The sequence below is a fragment of the Imperialibacter sp. genome (assembly GCF_040222815.1).
Lineage (GTDB): Bacteria > Bacteroidota > Bacteroidia > Cytophagales > Cyclobacteriaceae > Imperialibacter.
Genome location: NZ_JAVKCH010000057.1, coordinates 256379 through 272212 on the forward strand (window position 1 = coordinate 256379; position 15834 = coordinate 272212).

Below are 15834 nucleotides of genomic sequence, written 5' to 3' on the forward strand. Positions count from 1 at the left end.
TTATCTTGGTTTACCTTAAATGAAACAATTGAACTGCAATTCACCATTATAGACTTAAGTTTGCGTTGTAATACCCCCCGGAATAAATGGAAGTAAGCATATTGAATGACAAGGCAGTAGCCTTTGATGACCTTGACCCACGTAAGTATATCATCATAAAGGGTGCCAAAGTAAATAACCTGAAGAATGTTAGCGTCGCCATTCCGAGAAACAAGCTCGTGGTCATCACGGGGCTGTCCGGGTCAGGCAAGTCTTCTCTGGCATTCGACACTCTTTTTGCGGAGGGGCAAAGAAAATATGTAGAAAGCCTTAGCTCCTATGCCAGACAGTTTTTAGGTCGGATGGAGAAGCCTGAGGTGGAGTACATAAAAGGAGTTTCCCCGGCGATTGCTATCGAACAAAAGGTGAATACCCGCAACCCACGGTCGACTGTTGGGACAACAACGGAGATTTACGACTACATGAAGCTGTTGTTCGCCAGGATAGGAGTGACCTATTCGCCAGTAAGTGGTGAGGTGGTTCGAAGAGATTCGGTTACCGACGTAGTGGACTGGATATATAGTCACAAGGCTGGGGCGAAGCTGGTAATCACTTGCCCGTTGCGTTTGAAAACGGAGAGGAGCCTGGATGATGAATTTCGGATTTTGCTTAGTAAAGGATACACCCGATTGGTTCTCGATGGAGAGATACTTCAAATTGAAGATTTGGTGGAGAAAAAAGAGGGTCTGGAAAAGCCTGAGAAACTTGAAATACTTATCGACCGGGCGTCGGCACAGCCAGAAGATGAAGACAACCAGTACAGGCTTTCAGATTCCATACAAACGGCTTTTTTCGAAGGAGAAGGAACCTGCTATGTGGATGTGCTGGGAGTGGGGAGGCGTGAGTTTTCAGATAAGTTTGAGCTTGATGGCATCCGGTTTGAAGAACCAAGTGTCAACCTGTTTAGCTTCAATAACCCATACGGAGCCTGTAGAACCTGCGAGGGTTTTGGAAAAATTCTTGGTATCGACGAAGACCTGGTAATTCCAGACAAGAGTATGTCCGTGTATGAGGGAGCGGTGGCCCCGTGGCGTGGCGAAACCATGCAGGCCTGGGCACAACCCCTTTTGAAAAATGGGATCAGGTTTGACTACCCCATCCATAGGGCAGTTAACGAGCTGACACCCGAGCAGTACCAGTTGCTGTGGACGGGCAACAAATACTTTGACGGGCTTGACGCCTTTTTTAAGTACCTGGAGGGGCAAACTCATAAGATTCAGTACAGGGTGATGCTCAGTAGGTACAGAGGCAGAACTGTGTGTCCTGACTGCAGAGGTACCAGGCTGCGGAAAGATGCGGCCTATGTGAGAATCGACGGCCACTCTATTACCGACCTGGTACTGATGCCAGTCTCACAGGTGTTGCAAGTTTTGCAAGGCCTTGAACTGTCGGAGCACGACAGAAAGGTGAGCAAACGCATATTAACAGAGATAATCAACAGGCTGACTTACTTGGATCAGGTAGGCCTTGGTTATTTAACTCTCAATCGCTTGACCAGCACACTTTCGGGAGGAGAATTTCAACGAATAAAGCTGGCCACGTCACTCGGCAGTGCACTAGTGGGTTCCATGTATATTTTGGATGAACCGAGCATCGGCCTGCATCCCAGAGATACCTCAAGGCTTATTGAAGTGCTGCTAACCCTTCGCAATCTGGGGAACTCTGTAATAGTGGTGGAGCACGAGGAGGAGGTGATGAAAGCAGCCGACCAAATTATTGATATTGGGCCTGGAGCTGGCAGCCATGGAGGCGAGCTTGTGTTTCAGGGCGGCTGGGCGGAGATACTAACAGAGGACGTATCTCATACAGCCCGTTTTCTGAACGGCAGAGATGTGATTGAGGTACCCAAGAAGAGGCGAAAGTGGAATGAGTCGGTATTGATTTCCGGAGCCAGAGAAAACAACCTCAAGAACGTGAAGATGGAGCTGCCGCTTGGCGTGATGACGGTGGTGACTGGGGTGAGCGGATCAGGCAAGTCGACTTTGGTAAAAAGAATTCTTTACCCGGCAATAGGGAAAATACTCGGCACTGTGAACGAGGCAACCGGTAAGTTTGACAAGCTTGAAGGAGATTACAAACGGATTACACAGATAGAGTTCGTAGACCAGAACCCCATCGGCAAGTCGTCACGATCCAATCCTGTGACCTACGTGAAAGCGTACGACGTGATCCGCCAGCTGTTTTCGGAACAACCACTTGCTAAGCAAAGAGGCCTGAAACCTGCTAGCTTCTCTTTCAATGTGGAAGGTGGCCGTTGCGAAACCTGCCAGGGAGAGGGGGAGGTAAAAATTGAAATGCAGTTTATGGCAGATATTCGCCTGTTGTGCGATACCTGTCATGGTAAGCGCTTCAAAGACGAGGTGCTGGAAGTAAAATACAAAGACAAGGACATTGCCGAGGTGCTTGATCTGACGGTAGAGGAAAGCATCAGCTTTTTCTCGGACAAGCCGGGAATAGTCAACAAAATGAAGCCGCTGTTTGAGGTGGGGCTTGGCTATGTGAAGCTGGGGCAATCGTCTAACTCACTTTCGGGCGGTGAAGCGCAGAGAGTGAAGCTGGCTTCTTTCATCGGAAAGCGAAATGCTGGCAGCAGCGAGCACATTCTCTTCATTTTTGACGAACCCACCACTGGCCTTCACTTTCATGACATTAAAAAGCTACTCGACGCACTCAATGCTTTAGTGAACCAGGGGAATTCAGTGCTTATTATCGAGCACAACATGGAGATTGTGAAAAATGCCGATTGGATCATAGATATTGGCCCGGAGGGCGGAATTGATGGCGGCACCATTGGGTTTGCTGGCTTGCCGGAAGACATGGTGAAGCTGAAGGATAACCACACGGCTCAATATTTGAAGGAAAAGCTTAACTAAGAGCCCGATGAAAGCAATCACATTTCAGGGAAAGGAGAAGCTGAGCTTTGAAACGGTTACGGATCCATCGATCATTCATCCAACAGATGTGATTGTAAAAGTAGCGCTCACTGCTATTTGTGGTTCCGATTTGCATGTCTATCGGGAACACGAAAAGGGGCTGGATTACGGAACTGTCATGGGCCATGAGTTTGTCGGGGAGGTGGTGGAGATTGGAAGTGCTGTCACTGGCCTTAAAAATGGCGACAGGGTGGTAAGCCCTTTCACGACGAGTTGTGGTGTATGTTATTTCTGCAAAATTGGTCTTACATGCAGATGCCAACAAGGGCAGCTTTATGGTTGGGTAGAGCACGGCCATGGGTTGCACGGAGCACAGGCGGAGTATGTAAGAGTGCCACTTGCCGATAGTACGCTGGTTAAATCTCCTGAAGGTCTTAGCGAAGAACAGGTATTGCTCACCGGCGACATCTTCAGCACCGGTTACTTTTGTGCTGAGAACGCTGGCGTCAGACCAGGTGGGAAGTATGTTGTGCTGGGATGTGGCCCTGTTGGGTTGATGGCTATTCTGGCAGCAAAAATACAGGGAGCGGATGAAATTTGGGCCGTGGACAGTGTACCGGCACGCCTGGCTATCGCTGAGAGGTATGGTGCCACGGCGGTGGACTTGTCAAAAACCGATGTTAAGGAATTCATTCTTGAGCAAACCAAAGGAATTGGAGCCGATGCTGTGATGGAAGTTGTAGGGAACCCTTCTGCGCAACAATTGGCTTTCGATGTGGTGCGCCCTGGTGGAATTATTTCATCTGTGGGTGTGCATACTGCCACCAACTTCACCTTTTCGCCAGTTGATGCCTACAACAAGAACATTACTTACAAGACGGGCAGGTGCCCGGCCAGGCACTACATGTCAAAACTGCTTCCGTTGCTTAGTGATCAGCAAATTGACCTTTCTGCAATCATATCTCACAGACTGCCCTTGGCGCAAGGGGTAGAGGGGTATAGAATTTTTGATCAGAAGCTGGATAAGAGCCTAAAGATCATTCTGCACAATTGATTATCTGGTGAGATCCAGAAAGATGTCACCCATCAATACCAATTGGATATGGTCATCAGACTTCTCTTTCATTAAGTAGACTATTCCATGTAAGTCGTCTTCATTGAGTAGCTCCAGCGTATCGTTCCTCATAGCCCATTTTTGCGAGTGCTCAAGTGTGTCTGCCGAAAATATGCAGCCAGGGTAACCATAGGCCGTGATAGTTACTTCGTCGTTGTTGAATTCAATCCACCCTTCCATGGTCATGGCAATGTCATCGCTCACATCGGGGAAGGCCTCTTTGCTCGTTGTCCAGTTGGCTTTCCATTTTCCCTGAAGGGCCCTTTGGGTTTTGTCACCTTCAGAGCAGAAGGTAAAGGTAAGGGCAACAAGTATGGTGGAGTATTTTAAAAGACTGCGCATATGGTTTTGATCACAATTGGACGAACGAAATTATAAAAATGGAATTGCTTTTGCACGCATCTATTTTAGCCCCTGAGCAGTGTGATGGGCAAGAGCCATAATGCTCAGCATGGGGTTCACGCCACTAGCCGACGGGAAAGCTGACCCATCGCCAATGTAGATGTTTGGAACCTCATACAGGCCGCCATCAGGTGCTGTTGGGTGAGTCTTTTTATCTTCCCCCATTCGGCAGGTGCCCATTTGATGTGCACTGTACAGCGAAAATTGATTTGGCCTCCAGCCCCAGACGGGCAGGTTGTGGACAAACTTTTCTAGATCGGCTCGTTTGCCTGTATTATTAAAGCGATGATTACCGAAATGCGGATAAATAATTTGCTTACAATCGTTGGCAAAATGAAGCCTGCTCGCTTCTTCCATCCCTTTGATGAGGTGCTTCAAATCGAACCCGTGAAGTTTGTAATGCACAATGGGTTGGCCTTCCTTGTCGATAGTGATGTATCCAGGAAACTTGTCTCGTACAATGGCTATGAAAGAAGCAATGTGCGATGCCTTCAATATGTCTTCTTTGAATTGGTGGGCACCTGACCAGGGAAGAGACATGGCAATGAGGCCGGGATGAGTGGGCGGTGTCTCAAGCTTGAAGCCGTAGTTGCCATCCGACCGGGCGAACTGATCATTGACTACAGACATCATTGGCCCAAACCAGGCTTCTGATTTTTGAGCGTAGGTGGCACTAATACCTACGGTGGGGTGAAGGTAAAGGTGTCTTCCTATGTGCTCATCTTTGAGCCCACTTCTTTTCAGCAACGCTGGGGTCTGAATTGCCCCGGCGGCCGCTACAATTTTTTCGGCATGTATAAAGACCTTTTTCTTTTGGCCTTCAGGTGAATAGTAAACCGCTTCGGCACCAATTGCTCTCCCATTTTTTATCGATATTTTTTCAATTTGGCATTTCGAAAGAAGGCGTGCTCCCGCATTTACAGCTTTTCGAATATAAGTCTGAGCGGTGCCTTGCTTAATCCCGTACCTGTCCCCCAGGCTGCTAAAGCCAAGCTTTCGAAAATCTTCTTCGGATGGTTGCCACTCATTTCTTGGAATCAGTTCAACTTGCTGGCCTAACTTTTGGGAGCCTTCCAACAGAAGTTGGTTTTGCAGGTTGTGAAGCTGATAGTTGGTGTTAACGCTTATATCAGTTGCTACTGCATTTAGGCTATCCCGAAACGATGCTGACTGGAAGAAAGGCAAGCCATGTTCACTGGCCCATTCCTTAAGAATATAGTCAGGCGTTCTAAAGCTACCAGCCCAGTTGACGGTAGTGCCACCGCCTACGCAGCTACCAGCAAAAATACTCACCTGACCGTCGGAGGACGTGATGGCACCCTTCCCGTCGTACAACGTCTCAATCATCTTACCCTCCTCCTGAGAGAAGTCAACGCCGTGCAGGTAGGGGCCTTTGTCGGCGATGATAACGTCTTTGCCTGAGCCGGCCAGCTCGCCCGCAATAACGCCGCCTCCAGCACCGCTACCAATCACGAGTACCTCGCAGGTTAGGATACTATCCTTGTCAATCTGCAATACCGCAAGTCGGGGGAGTTTGTCTGCATCGCCCAGCAGCGGGCCGGGATACTGAATGGCCTTGAAGTCGGGGTGGTAACCATCTTCGGTGGAGCTGAAATAGATGAAAGTTGAAAGTTTTTTGAGAGATGAGAATGCCTTCCGGAGCTTTTTTACAGGGCTATTGGACCAGGTGACGAAAAGTTTTTCTCTTTGTTGAAAAGTCAGATCCAGAAACCTCTTCATAGGCCCCGCCCAGGTCATGCCGAGCAAGTTGCTGTCCAATATTTTCAGTAGCTGGGTAAATTCCTCACGTGCAGGCCGGGGCTGGGATGCAATCACCTCCGCAATTTGGCCTGGGGCAACCCTGTCGGCTCCTTTCGAGGACCAAAAACCTTTATGCTCGCCACTTGTGTTGTGGGGAGCGATGAAGGTGTTGGCCACTTCCTCCAAAATGCTGCACTGTCTTTCTGTAAGCGTCATTTCAGAAATACTTCATAAGGATATCGAGAATACTCTTTTTTGAAGCTGAATAAGGTGGATAGAGCAATTTGGCTGACGTAAAACCGATCCTTTGTTTCAACCAGGCTTTTTCATTTGAAAAGGCCAGAAACCCAAAATGTCCATGAGACTTGCCGATACCACTTTCGTTCACTCCGCCAAAGGGAAGGTGCGGGTGCTGGAACTGGACTACCACGTCATTCACACAAGCTGTTCCTGACGAGGTTTCCAGTCTATACCTTTTTTGAATGCGCTTATCCTTCGAAAACAGATAAAGCGACAAGGCTTTGGGTTGTTTGTTGATGTATTGGATGACTTCGTCATGATTTTTGAACGTATTAACCGGAAGGATAGGCCCGAAAATCTCTTCTCTCATTAGCGTGGTGTGAAGAGGCACATTGTCGAGGACGGTAGGAGAAATGAAGTTGTCAGTTTCATCAACGTCGCCACCGCAAACAAGGCTCGCCCCGTCCTCTATGGCCGTGCTCAAGGCCTCACATAGCCGGTGATAGTGTTTTTTATTGATGATTCGGGCGTAGTTAGGCGATTCTTTAAAACTTTCCTCAGGTTGCTTGAAAAGGACATCCAGAAAATGCTTCATGTGGTGTAAAAACGGTTCCTTTACGCCTTCGTGAATGAAGAGGTAGTCGGGTGACACACAAGTTTGGCCACAGTTAAGAAGTTTTCCCCAGACGATTTTTTTCGCAGCGTCTTTCAAATCTGCTGTTTCATCAATCACAACGGGAGATTTACCTCCCAATTCAAGTGTTACCGAGCTTAGATTTTTGGCTGCTGCCTCCATCACTATTTTGCCTACAGCCGAGCTTCCGGTAAAAAAAATGTGATTGAAGGGAAGCCGAAGAAGTTGTTGGGTTACTTCAGGCCCACCCTGATACACCGCCACTTCCTCCCGGGGAAACAACTCGCCTGCCATTTTCGCAATAAGCTTCGAGGTGTTGGGAGTCAATTCAGATGGTTTTATAATAGCGGTGTTGCCCGCAGCAATAGCCGAAACCAACGGCCCTATGCATAAATTGAACGGATAATTCCATGGAGAAATAATTAAGCAAACGCCTTTCGGCTCGTAGACGACAGATGCAGAAGAGCCGAAATAGGTTAGCCCGGCAGGCAATGATGTAGGTCTTGTCCATTTTTTAAGACTTTTCAGTGCCAGATTGATGTCTGCCAGCACAACAAAGGTTTCAGAGAGGTCAGCTTCAAAGCCAGGCTTTTTGAAGTCGCTGTATACGGCATCACGAATTTTCGCCTTGTTGGCAAGTATCCATGCCTTGATCTTTTTCAGCCGGTCAATTCTCAGCTTGTAGCTTTCTTTCCTGAGCAAAAGAGCTTTCTGTGACTGTTGCAAAAAGACCTCGGACAGATCAAAGTCAAGCGTTTTTGTTTGGTGTTTCTCGTCTATCAATTTCAGGTGGTGTTAATCCTTACTAACAAATTACCACAAATAAGCCTCATTGTCTACCGGAAGATAATCAAAAACTATTTTTGGTAACATTAACGTAACATTGAACTATGTGTGGCGTCAGATCAAAGGACATTTATCCACTACTCCGACGAATTCGTCGAAAAAAGCTGAGAGAGGCATACGTTGTATTAATTTAATGTTAACTTTATGTTATGTCGTCTCGTATTTAGATAAGAGTTAATAGAAAATAACTGATGAGCAAAAGAGTTTACATACTTATTCTTCTAACCGGATGGGCTTCAATAAGCTTCGGTCAGGGGATTAGTGTGTCTGATTTGCGTTTTCATTCAGAGTTTGAAGAAAAGGTACTGTTCAATACCTCCAGCGAACCAGCTTTGAGTTTGTTACTGGTTGCCGATGAGTCAGTTGATCAACAACGTGCCGAATCTGACTTAACCACCTACGAAACCAATCTTGCTTTCTATCAAAGTCAGCAACGGAAATACAAGAACGAAGAACAGTTCTTGAAATTCTTTTTCTACAGGGTTCACCGGAAGGAGCTGAAAAACTATGAGCAGTATGTGAGTCTTGCAGATCAATTCGAGACCGGACAGTATGATTGCCTCACTGCTACATCGCTTTACTTTTTGTACCTCACTGATTTGGGGTACGAGGTGAATTTGGTGGAAACGGATTACCACATCTATTTAAAGATCAACACAGCAGGGAAAGACTTCTTGTTTGAATCTACAGACCCTATTGCCGGGTTTATTTCTTCTCAAAATGAAATACAGGAGAAAGAAAGAGAGTATCTCAGCGCACAGCGTCAGAGCATATCGGGCATTTCGTCGAATACCAGAAGCGGCCAGAAAAGTTATATTCAGAACAGCATGCTTACCAAAAAGCAGTTAGCTGGGCTTAACTACTACAACAGGGCCATTGCAGCCTGGAATGCCAAAGAGATCGTAAAGGCTGTTGCTTTGGTAGACAAGTCATATTTTCTTTACCCGTCTGATCGTATTTCGAATGTAAGAGATTACTTCCGGGGACAAAGCGAATTGCTTGCTAGTAAATAAAGTGCTGCCGTAAGGTTAAGCTCCTTGCTTTAGTCAACCCCTGGACTGCCTCTCAAGCCCCTCCCATCAGGAAATTTTGCCTCCCTCTATCGAGACAATATGTATCTATGACTGACATTTTTTAAAACGATGATACACCTAGCATTTGAAAAGTTCCCAGGAAGTGTTTTGAGGGGGCTGCGGTGAGTTAGATTTTGGTAAGAATCTCAGCGCAGTTGCTTTTTCTCATAGCAGCTTTCACCAGAGGTGCCAAATAAAAATGCCCGGACGAAGCCGGGCATTTTTGATTTTATCTAAAGTCGAGCAAAAGCACCTGATTTACTCCATGATTTTGAACTCTACCCTTCTGTTCTTCTCACGGTTTTCTCTTGTGTCATTCGGTACCTTGGGCTTGGTTTCACCATACCCCACCACAGTCAGTCTTGCTTTATCGATGCCATTGTTGACAAAGTAATTGTATACCGCTCTGGCACGAAGCTCAGATAGTCGTTGATTGTAATCTTCCGGGCCCGAGGTGTCAGTGTGGCCAGAAACCTCAATCTTTCCAATTCTCTGTGCTTCAAGCATCTCTTTTACTCTTTCAAGTTCCGGGTATGAAGCGGTCTTCAGCTCATATTTTTCAAGATCGAAGAATATGTTGTTGAACGAAATCTCCGCACCCTTTTCCAGCTTAACCATATAAAGATCAAGTTGCCTCGTTTTTTCTTCAGGGTTAGGCTGATTAAGATCTAGATTTCTATCAAGAGAAATATAGCCGGCGGCTTCTGTGATAACGCCATAGTGTGCACCTCCTCTGAGGCTAAAGTGAAACTCGCCCGTTTCAGGATTGGTCTTCACTGCGCCAATATCAACACCATCAGGAAGTCTTTCTATCATAATTGTGGCTATAACAGGCTTTTGAGTTTTCTCATCAAGCACTCTTCCATTTAGCGCAATCACAACGTCTCTTGGGTTTAGCTTCAGATTTTTATTCTTCGCACCATCCAGCTCGGTAGTAGCCAAAAGTTTGTCGGACTCGATGAAAAACTCCTGAATTTCGAACCTGTAAATATCAGTGTCCTCATTTTCATCTCCTCTTGAGAAATAGGCATGCTTGCCTGAAGTGGGCATATTGAAATAGATGTCGTCACTTGCAGTGTTAATCCCTGCACCGAGGTTTTCGGGCTCCGACCAGTTTTGCCATGTGTCATCCAGCCTCGTGGTTACAAAGATGTCCGCACCACCGTATCCACTGATGCCTTTTGTAGAGAAGTAGAGGGTTTTATTGTCGTTGGTCAGGAAAGGTGCCTGCTCATCAGAAGCATTGTTGAGATCCCCACCAAGGTTTTTAGGCTCCGACCAGGTGCCGTTACCTTTTTTGAATGATACATAGAGGTCTCGCCCGCCGTAGGTGTCGTCCCTCTCCGATGAGATAATCATTGCTTTGCCGTCTGCCGAAAGCGAATAGTCTACTCTGGAATTGTAATTGTAGTCATTCTCAATCTCGATGTTCTCAGGTTCGGCCCATTCACCATTGACAAGCTTGCTCATTGAAGCACCAGCAAACATTTTGCCCTTTTTACCATATTGGTTACCCAATAAAAGTATCATCTCTCCATTTTCCTGAGTTATGGAAGAAACAAAGTTTGGCCCTTTTGTATTCAATGGTGGGCCCGCATTCTTAGCAATGTTCCACTCTTGCTTTTCTTCATTCCATTCTGAATACCAGATGTCCTCGGCGTCATCCACGCCTCCAACGTTTTGTGGATGGTACTGACGGCTAAAAAAGAGGTATTTTCCGTCAGGAGATATAATTGGACTGTGCTCTACGTAGGTACTGTTTACGTTTTCTCCCAATTTTTCAACTGTTTCCAGGTTTTGGTTTACATTCTGGGCGATGTTGACCAATACTGTAATAGGAATGTTTGAGTCACTTATACCGATGGCATCGATACTGTTAAGCCCTTTGATAGAACGCCCATCAATAACGAGCCTGATGCCGGCAATCTCATAACTGGTTCTTTCGAAGAAAAGGTTGAGCAGCCTGCTTTCTATAGGGATGGCTCTGGGAGTCAGCTCAAACAACAAAAACTCATTGAAGGAAGCATCGTAGGCATATACCTGCGAAATGGCACCCGGGTTTTGCGACTCAGCGATTGCAATTTGCTGTGCTCTAATAGGCTTTTCGAAAGCAACAGTGATAAATTCGGTTCTGTCGGCCTTGTTGGGGGTCCAGGCATTGGGATTGTCGCCTCCATTGGGCAACACGTTGGGCTTGTGAAGCACCTGCATTGCTGAGTATTCCAGTGGGGACATCTCTGACGAAACTTCAATGACTCTACTGGCCCAGCTAACAGATTCCTGTGCTTTCAGGCTTATGCCAATTGCAAAAGAACATAATACTAGTAGAATTCTTTTCATATCAAGCCGATTCAATAAGGTTTAGGATTAGGGATAAATTATTCTCGAATGACTCGTACCTCAACACGGCGATTCCTTCGTTTATCTTCATCAGTTCTTTCAAGCGTAAGTGGTTGAGTGCCCCCGAAAGCTTTTGTTTGCACTCTGTTCTTTTTTATGTTTTTAGAAATTAGATAATCTTTTACGGCATTTACCCTTTCCAACGACAACTCCATATTAGCGGCATCGCTGCCTTCAAAGTCGGTGTGGCCTTCAAGCTGAATAACCATGTTGGGCCTCTCGTTAAGCCAGTCCACCAAACGATCCAGCTCTTCGAACGAGCTTGAGCTTATCTTTGACCTACCTCTTTCGAAAATAAGATTTTCGAGAGTGATCATTTGATTAGCCCTGTCAGGGGTAAGGCGGAACTCCAAATTAAAGGCAGAATCGCCTGCCTGTAGCCCAACCTTAAATTCTCTGTCAACAGCATCATACCCATTTGCCTTAATTTTCATGGTGTAGGAAGTGTTGTTGAATAGGAATAGCTCAAAAGAGCCATCTTGCTGCTTGCTCTTATTCGATCCCATATCATCATAATAGGGAAGCTTTTCATAGAAAACAGAGGCGACAATAGGTTCTCCGGTTTTATCATCCACAACTTTTCCAGACACTTTAACTAAGGAATCCTTCTGCTGATAAAACCCTGCTGTTGATAAAAAACTAGCATTAGCTTTAAGCTGCCACGCACTTGCTATAAAAAACAGGGCAAGATATGCTGCCGGTGTTATTTTCATGGTAAGGTCGATAGTAATTTTTCCAATAAAAGTAAGCTTTTTCGAAGCTAATAAAAAAAATTATTGAATTAATCAAAGGCTCGTTCATTGAACAGCAAGTAGCCCAAATGAAACAGTACTCCCCATTTTTGCTCTTCATCATCATAGTAGTTAGCAGCAAAGGCAATGGGGCCTATTGGGCTTTGAAAGACTACACCTGCTGATGCAGCGAAAAATATCTTCCTGGTGTTTTGTCTATATACAGGCATTTCATTTGGCAACTTCTCAAGCAACTGGAGTGGCGCAAAAAAATGTCCCTCCATCCTGAAATGAAGGTTGTCACGAACAAAAAACATCTGCTTCAGACCGCCAGCGGCAAACTTATTGGATCTGAAGTTTTCCAGAATGAGAGTATGACTGTCTTGAAATGGGTAGTAGCCGCCACCGGCAACTTGAGTTCCCCGGTAGCTGCTTAGGGCAGGGAATGTTGAAAAATGGCCGACCACCTGATAACCGATTCCATACCAGCTAAGCAACCTGTTGTATTTTTCGTAGGAGATTTTCGCCGTTAGCCAGGAGTGGCTGGCCTCTCTGTAAGCAAGTCCGGAGGTGCTTCCCGGAAAGTATTTTTCTGAAGCGTGGTATCCGCCAACAGAACCTTCAAAGGCCTCTCCCTTTGTTGGGTATTGATAGAAGTTGAGGTTACTCTGCCTCACTTTTATTTTGCCCATAAAACCCTTGAGTCGCAGTTCGTCAAGTACATCGCTGGTATTAACTTCCGGGATAGCGGCGAAATTATCTCGGGTGTAAAAAAGGCCCGGGCTGAACGTCAGTTTGTGGTGAGTGCCCAGGGGAGTACTGATGTTGAAGGTGAAATTTCTGTCCACCTGATTGACTATTGTGGGAGCCTTGTCCTTCAAAAGTATTTCAGTAGAATTAATAAAATCCCACTTGTTGTAAACGTATTTTGGCTCCAGATAGAAGGGGATATATGTTGGAAAGTAAAGCCTGGCGCTGGCTTTGGCAGATTGGTAAAACCTGCCGGCATTGATGGCACCGTCGAAGTGGGTGAATACCTGGCCAAGCCGCTTGTATTGTGCGCCAACCAGCAGGTTAGAGGTGCTTCGGCTGGTCATTGTTCCCCCTAAAATCATTTTCACCTTCCTGTGAGGTGAGCCTGTCAACTTTAGCTTGTAGTTGTCACTTGTTTCGCTCTTGGTGATTTGAGGATACATACTTCTGAAGTAGTCTTCAGAAACGATTTTGTAGTAGCCTGATTTTATCTTTTCGAGCTCAACAATTTTGTTCTTTTTCTCCAGCAGATTGTCGAGGTATTTTGTTTGTCTGGAATTAAACCCCTCGACCTCCACTTCACTGAAGTCGAGCGGTACAAAATCTGATTTAAATGAGTTTCTGCTAGAGGCGATTTCCTCCTTCTCAACACGACGACTTATTTTCGACTTGATGAACTCCATTTGCCTCATAGTTTCCAAATAGCCACTGTCGGTTATGCTTTTGGCTCTTGCAAAATCAGTTGAACTGAGCCCTTCCAGATTGGGCTCGATGTAGATGTTACCCTCCAGTCTTGTCGGGTCAGACTTATCAAGCATAAGAAAGAGCAATTGCTCGTTCACAAGGTGGTCGGCTTCTTTGGAGGGGTATTCCTTGTAAACCTTTGAGGCTACATTAACACCAATGATGATGTCGGGCTTAAATTCCTCGATGGCAATGTCCACGGGAAAGTTGTTGTAAATGCCACCATCGAAAAGATACTTTCCATCAAACTTTATAGGGCGGAAGAAGAAGGGAACCGTCATTGAAGCCCTGAGTGCATCCGACAAGTTTCCATCACTCAGCAGCACTGCCTGCTGCGTGAAAACTTCTGCGGCCATTGCCCTGAAGGGCACAAAAAGGCTGTCGAAATTGTAGGCAGCCTTTCGGGATGCCTGCGCCAGGTGTTCGGCCAGGGCGAAGTTCAGCGCATGATCCTCAGCTATATTGGCACTGAAAGAGGCCGTAAAGGCAGAGTCAAGTGACAATTCAACCGACATCCATCGGGCGTCAGGATCCTTCTGGGTATAGTAGTAGTTATAGTCATCTCTGATCACTCCCTTGACCCAGTTTTGGATGTCTTGTGATAGAGCTATTTCCATGATTTGGTCTGCACTGTATCCGGCGGCATAGAACCCACCTACGATGCCGCCCATTGAAGTGCCCACTATGTAGTCGATAGGGATGTTGTTTTCCTCGAGGGCTTTGATTACCCCAGCATGTGCCAGCCCCTTGGCGCCGCCGCCGCTAAGTACAAGCGCCACTTTTTGGGAAAAGCTGCAACAGTAAATGAGTGACATTGAAAGGAGCAAAGTCAGCCTTTTCCCCATACTTGACTGTTTTAGAAAATTTTGCGAGAATATACTGTCTAAACTGCTGGCAACAAATTAAAGTGTGCAGGAAGAGAAGGTTAATCTACAGAAGCATTGAGAACTGGCTTTTCGGTTAAAAAGGAGATGGTATCAATAGCCGAAAGAATCTTATCCCTTTCTTTGAAATATGCTTCTTTATACGCCTCAGCAATAGGCTGCGACGGTGGGATTTCGACAGAGAAAGGATCGACCTGAACGCCATTGCGCCAAAACCGGAAGCAAACATGCGGCCCCGTAGCCAACCCTGTGCTTCCCACGTAGCCAATAACCTCACCTTGCTTCACCGCTTTGCCGGGCCGCATGCCGCTGGCTATTTTACTCATGTGCAGATACTGAGTAGTGTAGGTGGCGTTGTGCCGTATTTTCACATAGTTACCGTTTCCTGAATGGTAGGTGGCTTCCGTGACAACACCATCACCCACAGTATAAATTGGCGTTCCCTTAGCTGCTACGTAGTCCGTCCCCAGGTGAGACCTGTACCTCTTTAACACGGGGTGAAACCGTCTACCCGAATACCGAGAGCTTATCCGGCTAAAATTAACAGGTGCCTTGAGAAAAGCTTTTCGGAGGCTGTTTCCCTCCTCATCGAAGTAATCCAGCCCGTCTCCCTGGTTGTAGTACACCGAATAAAAATCACGGCCAGCATGATAAAAATAGGCCCCCACCACCCTTGGAATGTTTACCACCTCGCCTTCAATTAGCTCTTCTTCAAATATGACTTTGAAGTAATCGTTGGCATCAATATGAAAAAAGTCGATTTGCCAGGCGTACATGTCAACCAGCTTCGAAACAAGCATGGGGGAAACATTGGCGTTGATGAGCGTTTCATAGAGCGAAGACTCAATTTTGGCAGCAATAGCCCGAACTTGAAGCGCTTTTTCCTTTTGTACTCGCTCTGTATAAACAGAGTCGGACATGTGGAAGACCACATATTCGGTTCTGTCCGGTTCGTAAGCCATGGCTACGACCTTCGCCGCAGAGTCTTTTGTGGTGAAAACGGTGTAGCTTTTTCTGTAGCCAATTTTCCTTACATCGAAGACTTTTCTTGAGCTAGTGGCCACCTCATAAATTTTGGTGGGGTCAATATTGTAGGTCTTCAGAATATCAGACAGTGTCTGATTTCTTTTAACGATGTCTTCGTAAACGTTAAAAGAATCCAAATTAAAACCGTAGAGTCTTTCGGGTTCGTAGACCGTTGTGACTGTGTCTACCGTAACCAATTCCGTTTCGCCGGTGTATTCAGGTTGGTAGGTAGCTTGCTGGTGTTTATATGCGAGGAAAAATAAACAAGAGATTATTACTAAGATGGTTCCTGCCAGAACGTATTTCTTCATCAG

The 15834-nt window shown here is 46.1% G+C and carries 10 protein-coding genes; 3 read left to right on the forward strand and 7 right to left on the reverse strand.

The window, feature by feature from the left end; genetic code table 11:
* Positions 1–86 precede the first annotated feature (86 nt).
* Both uvrA and RIF36_RS27185 read left to right on the forward strand, forming a co-directional pair.
* A complete protein-coding gene (gene uvrA / locus RIF36_RS27180; protein ID WP_350122078.1) occupies positions 87–2912 on the forward strand; it encodes an excinuclease ABC subunit UvrA in 2826 nt (941 codons plus the stop codon).
* A gap of 7 nt (positions 2913–2919) precedes the next feature.
* Positions 2920–3966, forward strand: a complete 1047-nt coding sequence (locus RIF36_RS27185) for an alcohol dehydrogenase family protein (protein WP_350072763.1) — start codon at positions 2920–2922, stop codon at positions 3964–3966.
* Here RIF36_RS27185 and RIF36_RS27190 read toward each other — a convergent pair whose 3' ends face one another.
* Genes RIF36_RS27190 through RIF36_RS27200 form a run of 3 tightly spaced genes read right to left on the reverse strand, consistent with a single transcriptional unit; the run spans position 3967 to position 7846 of the window.
* On the reverse strand, positions 3967–4368 hold the full coding sequence (locus RIF36_RS27190; RefSeq protein WP_350072761.1) for a hypothetical protein: 402 nt from the start codon (positions 4366–4368) through the stop codon (positions 3967–3969). It abuts the gene before it with no gap.
* Positions 4369–4428: 60 nt separating this feature from the next.
* Positions 4429–6405, reverse strand: a complete 1977-nt coding sequence (locus RIF36_RS27195) for an FAD-dependent oxidoreductase (RefSeq protein WP_350122076.1) — start codon at positions 6403–6405, stop codon at positions 4429–4431.
* 1 nt (position 6406) lies between these two features.
* The gene (locus tag RIF36_RS27200) at positions 6407–7846 is read right to left on the reverse strand and encodes an aldehyde dehydrogenase family protein (protein WP_350122074.1); all 1440 of its coding nucleotides are present in this window, start codon (positions 7844–7846) and stop codon (positions 6407–6409) included.
* Between the two features lie 254 nt (positions 7847–8100).
* Here RIF36_RS27200 and RIF36_RS27205 point away from each other — a divergent pair, with 254 nt between their 5' ends.
* A complete protein-coding gene (locus RIF36_RS27205; protein WP_350122072.1) occupies positions 8101–8922 on the forward strand; it encodes a hypothetical protein in 822 nt (273 codons plus the stop codon).
* Positions 8923–9240: 318 nt separating this feature from the next.
* On the opposite strand, the gene RIF36_RS27210 is transcribed toward RIF36_RS27205, so the two are convergent.
* The 4 genes from RIF36_RS27210 to RIF36_RS27225 all read right to left on the reverse strand — a co-directional run bounded on the left by RIF36_RS27210 (position 9241) and on the right by RIF36_RS27225 (position 15831).
* Positions 9241–11322: an OmpA family protein gene (locus RIF36_RS27210; protein WP_350122070.1), complete on the reverse strand. Its 2082-nt coding sequence runs from the start codon at positions 11320–11322 to the stop codon at positions 9241–9243.
* Positions 11323–11360: 38 nt separating this feature from the next.
* Entirely contained in the window at positions 11361–12095 is a 735-nt protein-coding gene (locus RIF36_RS27215; protein ID WP_152001286.1) for an OmpA family protein, read from the reverse strand.
* 68 nt (positions 12096–12163) lie between these two features.
* Positions 12164–14455 carry a patatin-like phospholipase family protein gene (locus tag RIF36_RS27220; protein WP_350122068.1) on the reverse strand — a complete coding sequence of 764 codons (2292 nt, stop codon included), beginning with the start codon at positions 14453–14455 and terminating at the stop codon, positions 12164–12166.
* A gap of 80 nt (positions 14456–14535) precedes the next feature.
* On the reverse strand, positions 14536–15831 hold the full coding sequence (locus RIF36_RS27225) for a peptidoglycan DD-metalloendopeptidase family protein (RefSeq protein WP_350122066.1): 1296 nt from the start codon (positions 15829–15831) through the stop codon (positions 14536–14538).
* Positions 15832–15834: the final 3 nt, after the last annotated feature.

Coding starts and splice junctions, on each gene's coding strand:
- uvrA (WP_350122078.1), top strand. CDS start 87: ATGGAAGTAAGCATATTGAATGACAAGGCAGTAGCCTTTGATGACCTT.
- RIF36_RS27185 (WP_350072763.1), top strand. CDS start 2,920: ATGAAAGCAATCACATTTCAGGGAAAGGAGAAGCTGAGCTTTGAAACG.
- RIF36_RS27190 (WP_350072761.1), bottom strand. CDS start 4,368: ATGCGCAGTCTTTTAAAATACTCCACCATACTTGTTGCCCTTACCTTT.
- RIF36_RS27195 (WP_350122076.1), bottom strand. CDS start 6,405: ATGACGCTTACAGAAAGACAGTGCAGCATTTTGGAGGAAGTGGCCAAC.
- RIF36_RS27205 (WP_350122072.1), top strand. CDS start 8,101: ATGAGCAAAAGAGTTTACATACTTATTCTTCTAACCGGATGGGCTTCA.
- RIF36_RS27210 (WP_350122070.1), bottom strand. CDS start 11,322: ATGAAAAGAATTCTACTAGTATTATGTTCTTTTGCAATTGGCATAAGC.
- RIF36_RS27215 (WP_152001286.1), bottom strand. CDS start 12,095: ATGAAAATAACACCGGCAGCATATCTTGCCCTGTTTTTTATAGCAAGT.
- RIF36_RS27220 (WP_350122068.1), bottom strand. CDS start 14,455: ATGGGGAAAAGGCTGACTTTGCTCCTTTCAATGTCACTCATTTACTGT.
- RIF36_RS27225 (WP_350122066.1), bottom strand. CDS start 15,831: ATGAAGAAATACGTTCTGGCAGGAACCATCTTAGTAATAATCTCTTGT.